The sequence below is a fragment of the Psychrobacter okhotskensis genome, from assembly GCF_965638355.1.
Taxonomy (GTDB): Bacteria; Pseudomonadota; Gammaproteobacteria; order Pseudomonadales; family Moraxellaceae; genus Psychrobacter; species Psychrobacter okhotskensis.
In genome coordinates, this window is the sequence record NZ_OZ281822.1 from 1,516,555 (window position 1) to 1,534,174 (window position 17,620).

Annotated in this window: 12 protein-coding genes; 1 reads left to right on the top strand and 11 read right to left on the bottom strand. The window is 43.8% G+C overall.

From position 1 onward, the window contains the following. Positions 1-264: 264 nt before the first annotated feature. The 6 genes from ACSUPM_RS06485 to ACSUPM_RS06510 all read right to left on the bottom strand — a co-directional run bounded on the left by ACSUPM_RS06485 (position 265) and on the right by ACSUPM_RS06510 (position 10,191). Entirely contained in the window at positions 265-2,058 is a 1,794-nt protein-coding gene (locus ACSUPM_RS06485) for an acyl-CoA dehydrogenase C-terminal domain-containing protein (protein ID WP_025651196.1), read from the bottom strand. 563 nt (positions 2,059-2,621) lie between these two features. Beyond that, positions 2,622-4,334, bottom strand: coding sequence for a putative bifunctional diguanylate cyclase/phosphodiesterase (locus tag ACSUPM_RS06490; protein WP_227502339.1), 1,713 nt, complete (start codon positions 4,332-4,334; stop codon positions 2,622-2,624). 191 nt (positions 4,335-4,525) lie between these two features. Further along, entirely contained in the window at positions 4,526-5,392 is an 867-nt protein-coding gene (locus ACSUPM_RS06495; protein WP_201566435.1) for a 16S rRNA (uracil(1498)-N(3))-methyltransferase, read from the bottom strand. 206 nt (positions 5,393-5,598) lie between these two features. Beyond that, complete coding sequence (locus tag ACSUPM_RS06500; protein WP_025651193.1) at positions 5,599-6,447, bottom strand: methylenetetrahydrofolate reductase; 849 nt, start codon at positions 6,445-6,447, stop codon at positions 5,599-5,601. A gap of 13 nt (positions 6,448-6,460) precedes the next feature. Then, positions 6,461-7,885, bottom strand: coding sequence for an adenosylhomocysteinase (gene ahcY, locus ACSUPM_RS06505; protein WP_201566436.1), 1,425 nt, complete (start codon positions 7,883-7,885; stop codon positions 6,461-6,463). Positions 7,886-8,244: 359 nt separating this feature from the next. Next, the gene (locus ACSUPM_RS06510; RefSeq protein ID WP_227687633.1) at positions 8,245-10,191 is read right to left on the bottom strand and encodes a TonB-dependent receptor; all 1,947 of its coding nucleotides are present in this window, start codon (positions 10,189-10,191) and stop codon (positions 8,245-8,247) included. A 421-nt stretch (positions 10,192-10,612) separates the two neighbouring features. Here ACSUPM_RS06510 and ACSUPM_RS06515 point away from each other — a divergent pair, with 421 nt between their 5' ends. Beyond that, on the top strand, positions 10,613-12,622 hold the full coding sequence (locus tag ACSUPM_RS06515) for a mechanosensitive ion channel family protein (RefSeq protein WP_413786529.1): 2,010 nt from the start codon (positions 10,613-10,615) through the stop codon (positions 12,620-12,622). Positions 12,623-12,766: 144 nt separating this feature from the next. Here the strand turns inward: ACSUPM_RS06515 and ACSUPM_RS06520 are convergent, their stop codons facing one another. The 5 genes from ACSUPM_RS06520 to ACSUPM_RS06540 all read right to left on the bottom strand — a co-directional run bounded on the left by ACSUPM_RS06520 (position 12,767) and on the right by ACSUPM_RS06540 (position 17,232). Then, a complete protein-coding gene (locus tag ACSUPM_RS06520) occupies positions 12,767-13,399 on the bottom strand; it encodes a DNA-3-methyladenine glycosylase family protein (RefSeq protein WP_173239976.1) in 633 nt (210 codons plus the stop codon). 223 nt (positions 13,400-13,622) lie between these two features. Continuing rightward, the gene (locus ACSUPM_RS06525; protein ID WP_201566440.1) at positions 13,623-14,354 is read right to left on the bottom strand and encodes a Smr/MutS family protein; all 732 of its coding nucleotides are present in this window, start codon (positions 14,352-14,354) and stop codon (positions 13,623-13,625) included. Positions 14,355-14,426: 72 nt separating this feature from the next. Continuing rightward, a complete protein-coding gene (gene trpC / locus ACSUPM_RS06530) occupies positions 14,427-15,326 on the bottom strand; it encodes an indole-3-glycerol phosphate synthase TrpC (RefSeq protein WP_101212618.1) in 900 nt (299 codons plus the stop codon). 80 nt (positions 15,327-15,406) lie between these two features. After that, a complete protein-coding gene (gene trpD / locus ACSUPM_RS06535; protein WP_427646635.1) occupies positions 15,407-16,528 on the bottom strand; it encodes an anthranilate phosphoribosyltransferase in 1,122 nt (373 codons plus the stop codon). Positions 16,529-16,608: 80 nt separating this feature from the next. Beyond that, entirely contained in the window at positions 16,609-17,232 is a 624-nt protein-coding gene (locus ACSUPM_RS06540) for an anthranilate synthase component II (protein WP_436880281.1), read from the bottom strand. Positions 17,233-17,620 lie beyond the last annotated feature (388 nt).

Here is a 17,620-nt window from a genome sequence, read left to right on the forward strand (position 1 = left end):
AAAAATTAAATACGTTAAGGTTATCGGTTGTTCTTTTTGAGTTAACCTTAATGGTCAATAGCTAAAGTTTAGCAAATTAGAGGCTTAGCTTGTGTATTTCTTCGTGAATTGCGCGTACACCAAAAATGTTTTTTTGGCAAATAATCGTTTTTATAAGCGCAACTATATCGCAATAAGCAAATCGGCAACACACCTTGGTATGTTGCCGATTTTAATTACAATAGTGATGTTCATTAAGCAAATATTGGATCTACTTAGGGCTTATTAAAAAGCAAATTGATCAACATCCATCGTCATGTACGGTTCAACGCCAGTAGCGATACGCTGTACGTGAGTAGTGGTACGTGGTAATAGTTTTGCAAAGTAGAATTGTGCGGTTTTAATCTTGGCATCATAGAATGCTTGCTCGCTGCTACCGTTAGCGATTTCAGTTTGCGCGACCAATGCCATACGAGCCCATAAGTAGGCTAGAGTGACGTAACCACTGAAGTATAAGTAATCAACTGCCGCGCCGCCGACTGCATCTGCGTTTTCAGTCGCTTGCATACCGATACGTGACGTCAAATCGCCCCATTCTTTTAGATGCTTGGCAAGTGGACGGATAAACTGACCCATCTCGTCATTGTCACTGTTTTCTTCACAGAACGTTTGGATGATTTGTACGAAGTTGGCAAGCAATTTACCTTGTGAACCCAACACTTTACGACCTAAGAGGTCGAGTGCTTGTATTTCAGTAGTACCTTCATAAAGACAAGCAATACGTGTATCACGGACGTTTTGTTCCATGCCCCATTCGCTGATAAAACCATGACCGCCATAGACTTGTACGCCATGGTTAGCCGCTTCTAGACCAGTCTCAGTCAAGAATGCTTTAGCAATTGGTGTCAATAATGACAGCATTTGGTCAGCAAATTTCAGGTTGTCGCCTTCGCCTTTGGCAACGGTATCCGCAAAATGCGAGAGGTAATAAACTAGGGCACGACCGCCTTCTGCAAAGGCTTTTTCGGTCAACAACATGTTACGAACCGCTGGATGGACGATGATAGGGTCGGCCACTTTTTCTGGCGCTTTAGCACCTGATAGTGAACGCATCGCTAAGCGGTCTTTGGCATAAGTCAGTGAGCCTTGGAACGCATACTCTGCTGCCGTTAAACCTTGAACTGCCGTACCGATACGAGCGACGTTCATAAAGGTAAACATGCACTGTAAACCACGGTTCTCAGGGCCAATCAAGTAACCAGTTGCGCCATCAAAGTTCATGACACAAGTCGCTGAGGCTTTGATACCCATTTTGTGCTCGATAGAACCACAAACGACTTTATTGTTTTCACCCAAGCTGCTGTCTTCGTTGACCATGACTTTAGGAACGATAAACAACGAGATGCCTTTGGTGCCAGCAGGAGCGCCTGGTAGACGAGCCAAAACGATGTGAATAATGTTATCGGTTAAGTCATGCTCACCAGCTGAGATAAAGATTTTTTGACCAGTGATGCTATAGCTACCATCTTCTTTTGGCTCAGCTTTGGTACGAATGATACCCAAGTCAGAACCTGCATGCGCTTCAGTCAAGCACATAGTACCTGACCATTCGCCAGTGACCATTTTTTCTAAGTAAGTTTGTTTTTGGGCATCAGTACCATGATGTTCAATGGTCTGGATGGCACCATGTGATAGGCCAGGGTACATAGAGAATGACCAGTTAGCTGTACCAACCATCTCATTAATGACCGTCGATAATGAAAACGGCATGTTTTGACCACCGAATGCTTCTTCAGCAGACAACGCTGGGAAGCCAAGCTCACAATACGCTTTGTATGCTTCTTTAAAACCTTTTGGCGTGGTAACAGCGCCATTGTTAAACTGACAACCTTCAGCATCACCGCTTTGATTCAGTGGTGATAGCTCATTTTCAGCAAAGCTCGCTGCCATCTCAAACAGGCTGTCCATCAACTCGCGATCTGCTTCTTGGAACGCAGGCAAAGTTTTGTAGTGACTTTCGCTGTCGAGTAACTCATGCATCACGAATTGAATGTCACGTAAGGGCGCTTTGTATTGCATAACTTCCTGTCCTTTTTGGAATGCAATCGAGAACAATAGCTGGTTATCCTGTCTCATGCGCTAAAGTTTCGCGCATGAGACAGAACTGACTGTATCCGAAGTGTCTACTGGAATGGTAGAGACGGATACGGCTCATCTAAGGTGTCGATTGTATAAAATAGTATTGAAACGAATGGTGATTGTTAAAGTCAGTTTAATGTTTAATTGGCTCTAACAAATGCACCATAAAAGATAGGCTTTCATAGGCGATTATACAAGTTTGGTGACAGCACTGATAAGTCATGAACCTACCTTGCATCCGTTATGCAATCAACGTTAGGCGAAAAAAATGAATGATAATAATCGACTAAAAAACTAGCGAGTCATTTTTACAAAAAGATTTGAATTTGTCTTCAATCTGGACAAAAAAGGGGTTAATAAGCTAAAAAGGGCAAAATCGACGAAAAATGGTATTAAATAAGTTGTTAATATCATTATGTTAACTGCCTTACTGACTTTAGTTTGCTGATATTTCTCTTGCCCTTTACTATCATTACCAAAGTCAATATATATCTTAAGATGTCTTATTTGGATGAGTACTGCTGCCTTAGCAGTTCGGTTGCGATATCAGCAGTCACTGGTTTGCCGAACCAATAGCCTTGCCCGTACTGGCAACCCATGTCTAATAGTAAATCACGCTGCTGCTCGGTTTCGATACCTTCAGCGATAACTTGCATGTCAAGTGCCACTGCCAAATCTAAAATTGCCTTGACGATGGCGTATTGAGTACGGTTGGTTTCAATCTTTGATATAAAACTTTTATCGATTTTGATAAAGTCAAAAGGGTATTCTTGTAAATAGCTTAAAGATGCATAACCTGTGCCGAAGTCATCTAGCGCCAAACAAATCCCCAACTCTTTTAGTAAATCGAGCTGTTTCTTGACATTGGCATGGCGTTGTATCAATGAGGATTCTGTTACTTCAATATGCAATTGTTGAGCGCTGATGTCGTACTGCAAAAACAAGTTGCTGACCATTTTATAAAAATCAGGATGGCTAAATTCAGCAGCATCCGCATTGATACAGATATGCTGATCGAAGCCAAGTTTTTGCCAAATTGATAGCTGTTGTGCAATTTGGACTGCCATTTGTGAGAATAGCTCAAACGACAGTTTGTGAGTAATGATGGCGTTCATAAAGTGGACAGGTTTTAGCAGTCCGCGAGTGGGGTGCTGCCAACGTACCAGCGCCTCAAAGCCAGTGATGGCTCCGGTATCTAAGGCAAACTTGGGTTGATAGTAGGGTATAAACTGAACTTCATTGCTGGCTGCTCTAAGCTCGGCCTCTAGCTGTAAACTATTGGCAGTCGCTTCGCTGATTGCTTTATTGTACCAACAGATGTCGTCGCCACCTTGTTGCTTCACATAATGTAAGGCCTTCTCGGCTTTGGTCAATAGCCCCGCCATTTCGTGATCATTTTCAGGGAAGTAACTGACGCCAACGGAGATATGACAATAAATGTCCGCATCTTCGGCTGGCTCATCATTGATAGAGAACGGATGCTCACACATTTGCATCAAGCTATCTAGCTGATTACGTACGGTATTGGCGTCATTACATTCGAACAATAAAGCAAAATCATCACCACCAAAATGAGAAAAACAGCGTAAGTTGTCAAGCTTTAAGGTTTTGACCCGCAGTACAAAGTTCTCTATGAGTGTATTGATACCGTCAGGGCCGAGTAGGCTGGCAAGATTGCGATAACGATCAATATTAAGACGTACAATCACCACCTCTTGATAACTCTCTAACAACAGCTCACTGGTCTGACTCAAAAACACCTTGCGATTGGGCAAGCCGGTCAGTTGATCGTAATTAAGCAGATGAGCCACTTGTTTTCTGTCCTCGACAACAGACGACATATCACGAACCACCCCGACATAATAAGCCGTTTGCCCCACATAGATTCTGCGATAAGTAATGTGACAGTTTAGGACTTGTCCATAGCGATTCGCCATCGAAAAATCGATTTCATGAAATCCTTCGCTGTCTAAGGCTTTGGTGAGATCATGTAAAATTGCTTGCTCTTCTTTTGATAAGAATTCAGCCGCATATATACCAAGCGGTCGGCCCAGCAAAAAAGATTCGCTGTAACCAATCATAATCTCATAAATGGCATTGACTGATAGATAACGAAAGTCTGCATCTAGGATAAAGATGGCGTCTTCAGATTGCTCGCATAACTGGGTCAACAGTTGCTGCTTGTCCGAGAGTGGAAGCGTGGTAAAAGTAGTCATAGTTGGACTCATTAAATCAACATCAAGCCAAAAAAGTTAGCCAGTCTTTGCTAGACATAACCTTGGTAAATAATATCGTAAGCTTAGCGGTACAAGTTATACCCCCAGCGTGCAAGGCAATGAAAAGGGTCGTATCAGCACGCTTCGTTTACCCTAGCTATCAGCATGATATTGGCAATAACATTTTGTCGTTAACAACGAAGCGCGTGCAATGTCGCCAAGGCAACGACCGGCGCAGTCTCAGTGCGCAATACGCGATGGCCAATTTGCCAAGGCGCAAAGCCCCTTGCTTGTGCTTGTGCGCGCTCATCATTACTCAGACCACCCTCGGGGCCGATGAGCAACTCTACGTAGGGTTTATCTCTTTTTAGTGCAATTGATAGCGTCTCTGGCCGCAAAGGTTGTCCTGCTGCTGGCACGCTCAGTTGCAAACGTAAATCTGCCGGTTGCTGTAATACTTGATAATAAGAATCTTGGCTCAGCTCAGCTACTATAGGGCTGACCACCATTTCTTTTTCGTTTAATTTTTCGCTAGCGGCTATATTTAATAGCCAGTCATCAATCGATAATGGCGCAAGAATAAGTGGTGGGCGATTGAGGCCGCATTGCTCACAGGCGGCGATAGCGACTTGTTGCCAATGCGCCAACTTTTTTTCAACTTGTGCGGGTTTGAGGTTGACCTCGCCATGATGACTGCTGAGGAGTTGGATCGCAGTAACGCCAAGCTCGGTAGATTTTTGAATCGCATAGTCCATGCGTTCGCCACGACTCATCACCAGCCCGATTTTAGTTAATATAGAAGCGCTGCGGTCATTCTCGATCTGGGTCAGTAAAGTCGCTGTGGCATTTTTTTTACTAATTGCTTGTAGCTGTACCTGATATTCGCCGCCAAAGCCATCGAACAAAATGCCTTGGTCACCGATATTTGCGCGTAGTACCCGGCACCAATGATGGACAATACTGTCTGTTAATTCGACACTAGCACCCATAGGCAAGGTGCTAAGTTTGGGGAAGGGGGTGTTCGTATCGTTACTGGAGGCATAAAAAAAACGTCGCACAGTCGCTTAATCCTTTAATTGAACAATAATCCATCCCAATATATTAGCAGAATATGAGCTGAGAAGAGAGGGGTATTGTTACAGGTGTTTGGGGAATAAAAACAGCTCAAATAAGGCTGTCCTTAGCATAAGATGAGTCATCAGCAAAACAAAAAAACTGGCGCTCCTAAGAACGCCAGTCATTAAGCAATACATTCGGTCAATATTTAAGCAATCAAACCTAACGCTTCAACCAAACGCTTGTTTGGCTCAACCTTATTCATGCTATAAAAATGCATGGCAGGTACGCCCTCGGCAATCAAGCGCTCACATAAACGATAGACCACATCAAAGCCGAACTCGCGAATAGCGGTGCGGTCATCGCCAAAATCTGCCAAGCGCTTACGCACATAGCGAGGAATATCAGCACCACAGCTATCGGCAAAGCGTACGAGATTGCTAGAGTTGGTAATCGGCATAATGCCTGCGACTAACGGCTGCGCTACTGTATCGATACCGCGCTTCTCTAACGTATCACGCAGATATAAATAACTATCCGCGTTATAGAAAAACTGGGTAATTGATGCATCGGCACCAGCCTGATATTTATTGACTAAGTTGTCAACATCAAACTCAAAGCTACGCGCTTGTGGATGCATCTCAGGGTAGGCTGCGACCTCGATACGAAAGTGATCACCTGAATATTCACGGATAAACTTCACCAAGTCTAACGCAAACGGTAGCTCACCCATACCAACCTGACCTGAGGGTAAGTCACCACGCAGGGCGACCAAACGCTGGATGCCTAAGCCTTTATAAAGATCGAGCAGTTCGGCGATTTGACTTTTATCATCACCGATACAAGACATATGCGGCGCAATATCCGTCTCACCGCGCGCGCACAAAGCTTGGACAATATCCAAAGTGCGGCTACGGGTTGAACCGCCCGCACCGTAGGTCACTGAAAAGTAAGCAGGTGATAGCTTATTTAACTCATCATAAGTGCTGAGGAGCTTTTCATGTCCTTGCTCGGTTTTGGCCGGAAAAAACTCGAAGGAGAAAGCAGGCTTACTCACAGGCTAGCTCCTTTTAGTATTTATAAGCGTCAGGCTTGAACGGACCTTCGACAGGCACACCCAAATACTCTGCTTGTTTTTCCGTCAGCTTAGTTAATGTACCGTTAAAACCAGCAACCATGGCAGCAGCGACTTCTTCGTCTAGCTTTTTAGGCAATACTCTGACGTATAAGTTGTCAGTGCGCTCATCAACTGGCAAGTCAGCAAACTTTTCTTCAAACAAATACATTTGTGCCAATACTTGGTTGGCAAATGAGCCGTCCATCACGCGTGATGGGTGACCAGTGGCATTACCTAGGTTTACTAAACGACCTTCAGCAAGCAAAATCAAATAATCGTTTTCATCGTCTGAGCGGAAGATTTGATGCACTTGTGGCTTAATCTCAACCCAGCGCCAGTTGTCACGCATAAATTGGGTATCGATTTCAGTGTCAAAATGACCGATGTTACAAACGACCGCACCAGGCTTAAGTGCCGCAAGCATGTGTCTATCACAAACATGATAGTTGCCAGTAGTAGTGACAATCATGTCAGTGTCTTCAAGCAAGCGCTTGTTGATATTCTCTGCGCCGCCGGTGTTATCGCCGTTGATGTAAGGTGACAATACTTCATAGCCGTCCATACAGGCCTGCATAGCACAGATAGGATCAACTTCTGAGACACGTACGATCATGCCTTCTTGACGTAAGCTTTGCGTTGAGCCTTTACCCACATCACCATAACCGATGACTAGCGCACGGCGACCGGCAAGGAACATATCGGTAGCACGTTTGATGGCATCATTTAAGCTATGACGGCAGCCGTATTTGTTGTCATTTTTAGACTTGGTAACCGCGTCGTTAACGTTGATAGCCGGTACTTTTAGCGTACCCTTATTTAGCATTTCAACCAAACGATGGACACCTGTAGTAGTTTCTTCAGAGATACCATGGATGTTATCAAGCATTTGGGCATAATCGTTATGAATCAAAGCAGTCAAATCACCGCCGTCGTCCAAGATTAAGTTAGCATCCCAAAGTTGACCTGAGGCTTCGCCGCCAACATGGATTTGTTGACGTAAGCACCACTCGTACTCTTCTTCGGTTTCGCCTTTCCAAGCATAAACAGAGATACCAGCAGCAGCAATCGCCGCAGCAGCATGGTCTTGAGTTGAGAAGATGTTACATGAGGTCCAGCGTACTTCCGCACCTAGCGCGACAAGCGTCTCAATAAGGACAGCCGTCTGAATGGTCATGTGGATACAGCCAGCGATTTTTGCGCCTTTAAGCGGTTGGTCGGCTTCGTAGCGACGACGCAAACCCATCAGGGCAGGCATTTCGGCTTCAGCTAGGGTGATTTCACGGCGACCGTAATCAGCAAGGCTAATGTCGGCGACTTTATAGTCAGTGAAAGAGGGGTCGATCGTATGGGCAGATGGGGTGTTAGACACTGCGTCCATAATATGCTCCTATCAGTGGTTAAGGTATGATAAAAAGAATAATAGCGCAGGTGCCGTTGTTATGCTGTCAAAGACTGGAATAACCAGTATCAGACAGTTTACCGAGCCTAACATAACGAATTCATCAGCTTAGTTTGTTTATAGAGCGCAAACGCAAGCATCAATTCATATGGTGCAACACCTCTCGGAGGGTGATTATTGTAATAGATGGCGGTTAATTTGTCACCCATTGGCTGATATAAATAGTAAGTGTCCATGATATATAGAAGTATGTTTCGCAAATAACAGCCATAAAAAAGGCCATCTAATGGATGACCTTTTTTATTATTAATATAGTTTTTATTTTGGACTAAGTAAGCTTAAAACCAGTTATAGGTAAGTGAGCCGAAATAACTGGTACCTTCAGTGGCATAGACGTTACCAAATTGGCTTGAAAGCGTATAGTCTTCATCAGTGATATTATCTACCCGCAAGTTGGCGCGAAGATTAGGATTAATATAAACAGCGCCACTCAAATTAAGCAGCGTGTAACTATCAAGTTTATTGTTTTCGGCCGTGATTCTATCATCCGTATGTTTGGCTTCGAGGCGAACATCAAACATAGGCTGTTGATAACCGATATAAATCAAACCGCTATTTTTAGGACGGTAGGCAAGTTGTTGATCATAGTTAGTACTGTTTGCGGTTTTGTTCTTCGCATCTAAGTAGTCATAACCTAAGCCAAATATAAAGGCGTTCATATTCCAATCCGAGGTTAAACTTACTCCTTTGATTTTTGCTTCATTGATGTTGTTACCATTTGCAATCAGGTCTTCTGCATCGGTGTAATAACCGGTCAAGCGCGACGTCTGAGCATCATTAGCATATTCAACGAATACCTCAGTATTTTCAGTTCTTTCAGGCTTTAAGTCAGGGTTTTCATAGCCTGGGAAATACAAATCATTGAAGGTCGGTGCGCGAAATCCAGTCGCATAGTTTGCACCAATTCGCATGCCAGCCAACGGACGTATAGCCGCTCCTAAATTGTAAGTGCTCTCGTTACCATACTGGGAGTTATCATCTACACGGTAGTTGGCTTGCAGGTCGTAATAAGTGTCTGCAAGCTGATAACCAACAAAGGCACTTTTGACCGTTCTGTCGTCAGGGTCATAAGGAGTTTGCACAGCAGGATTAGGATAACCTGAAAAATCTAAAACATCTGATGCGTCTAATTTTTGTGACAACCATTCTGCCCCGATGATAACGGTACCAGGTTGCGCGTTGATACTGGTCTCTAAGCGCGCCTGCTCTTGGGTAGTATCAAATTGACTGCCTTCTTGATAATTAATAGAGTTGGCATCATGAGAAGTAGATTTATCGATACTTTGACCGTAACTAAGTTTACTGACTGTCAAAGGCGTTTGATATTGAAGATAAGCATTGGCACTGCCGTTTTTTTGATCTGAATAAGCATTCGGAAACGCGTTTCCTGCTGAGTCAATATCAGTGGTAGAGTCAGAATATAAAGCACTGAGTCCTGCGCTTAGAGAGTCCGAGAGCTTATGCTGTAACGCCAAACTGGCATTGGTAGACTCAAAGCCATCATCATCGGCGTTATAATCAAAAGAATCACTATTAGCAATCGCGCTAAATCCGTCTGTTTCATTGCGACTGACGCCTAAGCTTAACGACGAAGTATCGTTTTTAAGCTGACCTGTGACGCCTACTTGGTAGTGATTATTACTGCCGTAACCCACGCTAGTCGAAATATTAGACTGTTCTACATTGTTGCCCTTGGTAAAGATCTGAATGACACCGCCCATGGCGTCAGAACCATAAATACTAGAACCTGAGGCGCCGTATAAAATTTCAATGCGATCAATTTGATCTGCTGATAATAAATTTAGAGAAGGGCTACCTAAAGAGATAGAACCATAGCGTATCCCATCGATAATCACCAAGACTTGCTTGCTATCAAACCCGCGCATATAAAAATTACTGGCTGTGCCCATACCGCCACTTTGCGTAATATTAATACCAGGCTGATTCTTTAATACATCAGTAACTGTCTGACCTTGATAACGTTGTAGCTCTTCACTATCAATGATCCGAGTTTGAGCAATGACGTTACTCGTTTTAGTAGGCGTACGTGTGGCGGTCACCACAATTTTATCAAGCTCAACTTGTGGTAATTCACTATCATTGACTGTTTCTAAGTCAGTGTCAGCTGGTGTGACAGCCATGGCTGTATTTACGGCAAATACACCAAGCGCACTTAAAATACAGCAGCGTAAATAAGTAGACGAAGAAGAACGTGTTAACAACATAATGATTTCCAAGGTTACATGAGCAAAGGTTAAGAAGGTAAAGTTTACAAAAAACAGTAGACAAGTTAAACAACGCTCATTATCTATAAATATGCCTGCTTTATAAACCACTTTTAGCCAATATTTATTCACGCTAAGCTGAGCCAGTTTCATGATAGTAGATTATTAAGTCATCCTCGTGCACTATACAAGGCATTTGTTCTCTGATTACTGTGTTCATACTCAGTACTGACCTATCATTAGACACATCAGTCGGCATAAAAATATGTAATCAAAAACACGACCGTTAGTTATAATTGCTATCATGGCAGCAGGTCATATTCATTATTGGCTGTTTCAGCTATTTTTTATGTATCACTGTTGATATTTATAAATATTTTATCTATAAATTAAGAGGTTTGTTTTGTCTACTAAGCGTCGTATGAGTCCTGCTAGCTTACCTTTGTCTTTAACGGCATCATTATCAAGAACACTGATTGTGCTGAGCTTATTGCTGACTTTATTATTTAGCCTGATACTGCCAAATGCTGCCCTTGCTGCTGAGGCCAGTGTATTGGGAATTGGCGGAACTAGTGAGGCTGCTAGTACCAGCGAGCCGCTACCTGATTCGTTCGGACGAGATACCCCGCGGCATACGGTGCAAGGATTCATTAGTGCGCTTGGCGAAAATGATTATTTGCTGGCGAGCAATTATCTTAATTTGTCAAAATCAGACAATCCAACGACTGCTGTGCGTCAATTTAAGCAAGCGCTTGACGCGGGTGGACGCTTTTCAGCTGATTTGCAGATTAATAATACGCTCGAAGGCAATTTAGCCGACCAACTACCGCCCAGCCAAGAAAATGTGGGTAACATCAGTATCGGTGATAAAAGCGTGCCGTTATTGCTTGAGCGCGTCGTCTCAAAGCAAGGTGAGCAATACTGGCAGTTTTCTACCGAAACGCTCAGCTCAATACCAGAAGTTCTAGAAAACACCGATCCTACCTTGGTATCTCGTTATACGATCGACTCGCTAGAAGGTAAAAAGCTTTTCGGCTATCAATTGGTGGATCTGTTCGCCGCCTTGGCCATGACTGTGAGCAGTTTTTTATTGACCTACGTCATGGTATGGCTGCTGTATCATTTGTTAAAGCTCGTTTATCCACGCGTGCGCGGTGTGGCATTACCAGTGCCGGACAAGGTTATCTTGCCCCTTGCGGTAGTGATTATGGCGCTGATATTGTCTGAGGTGATGGTCTATTCTGGGGTGTCAGTGACGCTGCGTGAGCCGGTCAATCGCTTTACCGAGATTGCATCGTGGCTCGCTATAACGTGGTTATTATTGCGTGTCATCGATGCGATTTTCACGCGTGCTGTTAACTTAAGCTATAAGAAAAACCATACTGAACGGGTTTCGATATTAGGGTTGATGCGAAAAGTTGTTAAGGCCTTACTACTGATATTTGCTGTGATCGTCATTTTTGGTAATTTAGGCTTTGATTTGACAACAGGTATCGCAGCCTTAGGTGTCGGTGGTTTGGCTTTAGCACTTGGTGCGCAAAAAACCATCGAGAACCTCGTGGGAAGCGTGGTCGTCGTGGCGGATTCGCCCGTACGTATCGGCGACTACTGTAAGTTTGGCACTTATGAAGGTACGGTCATCGATATCGGTATTCGCTCATCACGTGTACGCACCTTGACTCGCACGATTGTCACTGTCCCCAATGGTGACTTCTCGTCCATGCAAATCGAGAACTTTACCTCGCGTGATATGTTTCGCTTCTTTCATCAGTTATATCTCAAGCGTACTGCCGATATTGACGTGGTCTTCAAAATGGTCAAAGACTTAGACGAGTTTTTAAATGAGCATTATTTGACCAATAATGAATGGAATCAAGTCAATATTTTAGAGCTGCGTCAAGACTGTTATGTGATTCAGTTACAAGCTTATATTAATGCTAACGACGTCATGGAGTTTTATGACAAGCAAAATGTGGTATTCGTTGATGTGCTCAATCAAGTGGCAAAATATAAGGTCGAGCATGCGCTACCAACCCAACAGTTGATTGTCAATCAAGCGGAGCTTGAGCATCATATGGATAATGGTCGTGATAATAATACTGCGCTCGACTCTGTTGCAAATACGCCGAATGATGACAATGCTTATCACAATAGCAATGATAATCTTAGTGATGATGACGACGCTAATATTGATAACAATGCGGATAATAGTACTGCTAGTGATAGCGAGCATAAATCTATCAACGTCAGTAAAAATAGCAGCAAAGATGCCAGCAGTGCGAACAACGACAAAGTCGCTGACAAACAGAAAGAAAAGGCTAAAAAAGCTCAGTCAAAAAAAGCCCGTAAAATTCATACTTATGCGTTTGCAAAACGTAAGTTTAAGCATTCCAAAAGAAAATTTGGTTTCTCTATTTGGAACCAGCCATAGTATTTATGGTGAATCGACTTTGTAGAAATGGCTTTGCAGAACTGACTTTTAAGCAGGCGGTAGCGGGTGAAATGAGGGCGACGGTCGTTGGCCATCCCTTTATTTTTTTGGTTTATAGCGATAAAGGGGCTGCCAGTTATCCAGTTATAATGGTACGGCAGTTTTATCCCGTAACAAGCCATAGTACGACCATAGCAGCAGACTGGCGGCGCTACGATGTGGCGACCAACTTTCGGTCAAGTGGTTTAGCTGTTTTGGAGTCGGACGCTCTGCTAAACCTAGTAACTCCATTGCTGCGACTTTAATCGCCAAATCGTCGACTGCCAATACATCTGCGCGTTTTAAAGAAAATAGTAGGTACATCTCAGCCGTCCAGCGCCCAATACCAGTGACTGCTGTCAGTGTGTTTATAACCTCTGCATTTGCCATCCTTACTAGCGCCGCAAAGTCTATGTTATGGTCTACTAGTGAGCGGACATAACGTATCTTTTGCTTAGATAGTCCTTGAGCGCGCAATGTTTCATCCGTCGCTTCGCTAATGGCTTTAGGAGTGGTCAAACCTGCCGCAACAATCCGTTGCCAAATGCTGGCCGCCGCGGCTACCGATAGCTGTTGCCCAACCATCGCTCTCATTAATTGTTCAAAGCCACCGGCATTGTGCCTGAGACTGGGCACGCCAACTTGCTCATAAACAGGTGCAAATCTCGGTTCGATGGCAATCAAGGCGATGATATGCTCTTCTAATGCTTTAGCATTTTCAATAGTTTGTAGACTCATAAATATCTTATCCTCATTGATTTAGATACCGCTAAAGCTATAGTGAGTGAAAAGTAATATCGATAGATGACGCACTGCTGATAGAGGCGACAAAAAATTGATATCAGCAACAGCATCGCGTTTTTAGGATGTTTGGACTATAGATGCAAACAGTTGCTTCGATGATGAGCATAACAAAAAGGACTGCATAGATGCAGTCCTTTTTTTTCTTTAACCGAGCAGCTTATTCGCTATCAGTTTTAGGCTTTTTAAGCAGTACCAATACAGCGCCATTGCCACCATCTTTCGGCGGCGCAGAGCAAAATGCCAATACTTCTGGCAATTGACGTAGCCAACCGTTGACGCAGGTTTTTAAAATAGCCTCAGAACCTTTACCATGAACGATTTTTACCATGGTTTCGTTGTTCTGTTTCGCTTGGCTCAATAGTTGAGTCATAGCCGCGCGCGCTTCGTCAATGGTACAGCCATGGATGTCTACTGCGTCATACCAACGCAGCTTGCCCTGTTTTAGCTGGGTAAAAACCTTATTTTGCAGCGTTGGCTGCTTATAAGACAAATACGCTTCGCCAGCGACAGGATTGAGTAGCGCTTGCATATCTGATAAGCCTGCACCCAGATCACTCGCTTCACTGCCTTGCGCAGCGGCACGTTTTGACAGAGTCGCGGCGTCAGGTTTGCGCACTTTTGCGGCATTGGCAGGGGAGCGGACATTTTTGTCCTCTAGCTGATCTACACCATGCATCGCTTGCATAAAGAGAACTTTATCATCATCGATATGCTCACTGTCTAATTGTTTGACCGTTTTTTTGACCTGCTTTTGGGTAAGTAGCGAGACAGGTTCTGTGGGCTTGCCATTGTCACCATCAGGCGAATTGGTATCGCGACCTTTGCTCAGTTGTCCTTTGAGCTCTTTGAGCTGGTCTTGCATTTCTTTTGAAAATAGAGAGTTTGACATAAAAGTTAACGTATCGTTGGTTAATGAAGGAATGATTGATTGATTTAAACTGTTCAGAAGACTGAAGCCACTTTACCCGTCTGCTGCGACGCCCGCAAGTAAGGATTGTAACGCTTGTCCGGGGTGATCCGTTTTCATAAATTGCTCACCGATCAAAAAGTGCTGAATATCGTTATTGAGCATCAAACGAATATCATCGCTGCTATGGATACCGCTTTCGGTGACGATAAGCGGTTTCTGTGCTGTGGCTGCGCTATTAGCGTCATCCGCCAATGCTTCGATTAAAATATTTTTTAGATCAAGCGTGGTTTGTAGATCGACATCAAAAGTATTCAAATCACGGTTATTGATACCATAGATATTATGCTCGGAGCGTGGCAGTTTTAATGCGCGTTCAAGCTCAGCTTTGGTATGGACCTCAATCAATACATCCATGCCCAGCTCGATACTGAGCGCATGTAGTTTTTGTACTTGAGTATCATCCAGACAAGCCATGATTAATAATATACAGTCGGCACCCATTAGATAGGATTGGTAAATTTGATACTCATCAATCATAAAGTCTTTGCGCAGTATCGGTAGGCTTGCGGCATTGGCAGCTTGAATCAGGTAGCTGTCATCGCCTTGGAAATAATCGCGATCCGTCAATACAGACAAACAGCTCGCGCCAGCTTGCTCGTATTGTTTGGCAAACAACGCAGGCGCGAAGTTATGATTGATAACGCCTTTAGAGGGAGAGGCTTTTTTAATCTCAGCGATGATACCGATACCATTGTCTTTAGCAGCGGTAACTCCTACAGCTCCCACAGCTCTTAGAGCAGCGGCAAAACCTCGACGTGATTTTTTATCAGTCGCTACTTGCGCTTTTAACGCTTCAAGAGATAGCACATCGCGAGCGGCTTTTACTTCTTCTACTTTGGTGGCGACGATGCGCTGTAATACCGAAGGAATATCTGTATTGGTTGTGTTCATACTGGTATCCGAATATTGTTAAAGGTAAATAAATAAGCAACAATGGCTATTTTTGCATCTCGTTAACACGGATGTATCCGTTAAGAGCTAGCCGCTAGCTGCTGAGTATATTTGGCTAAAGACTCAAGCTTGATTAACGCATCGCCATTTTGGATGACTTGTTGAGCACGGCTGACACCATTAGGATAATTGCTGGCAAGTCCTGCGGTATATATCGCCGCACCTGCATTTAGGGCAATCATATCACGAGCTTTTAGGACCGCGCGATCATGAGTCTCTTCACCTGATAAAGCGGCGCGTATTAGCTCAAGGCTTTGTTCTGGAGAATCTACATCAAGCCCAATCAGCGTTTGTGATTCGATACCCGCATCCTCTGGCATCATCTCATAGACAGAGATTTCACCCTCTTTTAATTCAGCTACTGTGGTCGAAGTGGCGAGGCTGATTTCATCTAAGCCATCCTTTGCACCGACGACCATGACATGACGTGCGCCTAGATTTTTCATAACTTTGGCGATTGGCTCACACAGCTGAGCAGTAAAGACGCCAATGACCAAATTGGGTGTGCCAGCAGGGTTGGTTAATGGCCCTAAGATATTAAAGATAGTGCGCGATTTGAGCTCACGACGGACTGGATTGGCATAACGCATCGCGCTGTGATGATTGGGCGCAAACAAAAAGCCAACGCCTTGATTTTCGATGCAGTCTTTTGCTTGCTCAGGTGTGAGCGACAGACTAATACCCGCTTGCTCCAACAAATCTGAGCTACCGGATCTGGTAGAGACGCCGCGATTACCATGCTTAGCAACTTGAGCGCCTGCCGCTGCCACCACAAACGCCGACGCTGTAGAGACGTTGAATAAATTCGCACCATCACCGCCCGTACCGACGATATCGACTAAATGAGCACAGTTCTTAGGTTCGATATTCGCAGCCAAAGCGCGCATGGCACTGGCTGATGCCGTAATCTCGTCGATGGATTCACCCTTCATACGTAGACCCGTCAAGATAGCACCCATCATAGCGTCGCTACATCTGCCTTGCATGATAACCAGCATGACTTGATACATCTCATCAAAGGTCAAATCAATATGCTGAAAAATTCGACCCAAAGCCGTCGTTAGTAGCTTATGGATGCCTTCGTCAGACAGTTGTGCAATATTAGCTGCGGTGTGGGTGTCCTCTATCTTTACATTATTCATTAGGTTCTCGCTTTATATTATTTATATTGGTGTATAGGGTGGTCAGAATTTTTATTATCAATCATGCATTTTTAGTAACATTAACCGACTTGCGGCAATGCCTTTGAGGCTGATACTGCCAGATTATGAGTTTGCAAAAAGTTATTGAGTAGCTGATAACCGGCTTCGCTCAAGATGGACTCAGGATGGAACTGTACGCCTTCAATGGCCAATGTGCGATGACGTATGCCCATGATTTCCTCAATACTACCATCGGCGTGCTGCGTCCATGCGGTCAACTCTAGACAGTCGGGTAGACTGGTTTTGTCAACGACCAGCGAATGGTAACGCGTGAATTTTGAGGGGCTAGGTAAGTTGGCAAACACGCCTTTACCACTATGGTAAACGGCAGATAAGCGCCCGTGCATCACTTCGCCAGCTTTGACTACCTGTCCACCGAATGCTTGTCCAATCGCCTGATGCCCGAGACAGATGCCCAATATAGGGATAATACCCTTAAAAGTTTCGATAACGTCTAAAGAAATGCCGGCACGGTCTGGATCGCAAGGTCCTGGGCCAATCACAATGGCCTTGGGAGCCAAGGTTTCAATCTGCTTAATGCTCACCTGATCGTTACGCCATACCGTGATGTCCTGCTGCAACTCACCGAAATACTGTACGATATTGTACGTAAAGCTGTCGTAATTATCGATCATTAGAATCATTGTGTAGTCAACTCATTGATTTTATTTTTCAAAAGGTAAATTTGCTCTTATTATTATGCATTGAACTCAACATAAGAGGGGCTTGCTTTACTGGCTAGTTGTTTCAAAGGTCATCATCTTACCACTATTTTGTGGTCTATAAAATGTAGGACATGGCCTAGCGTTTCAAAGAGCTAAAAAATTAAAATGCACCATAAAAACGCAATGTTAATCATTGGTGCACTTGCTACTGCACTAATACAGTGCGAATATGCGCTTATATCTACTACTCTTAAATGTTGTCCATAAAAATAATGGCTCAGTTACCTCTTAATATAGTTAAATTACTATTATAAATTACTGAAATTATTGCCAATAATTGGGTTGTTAGTACTAAATATTATATTTA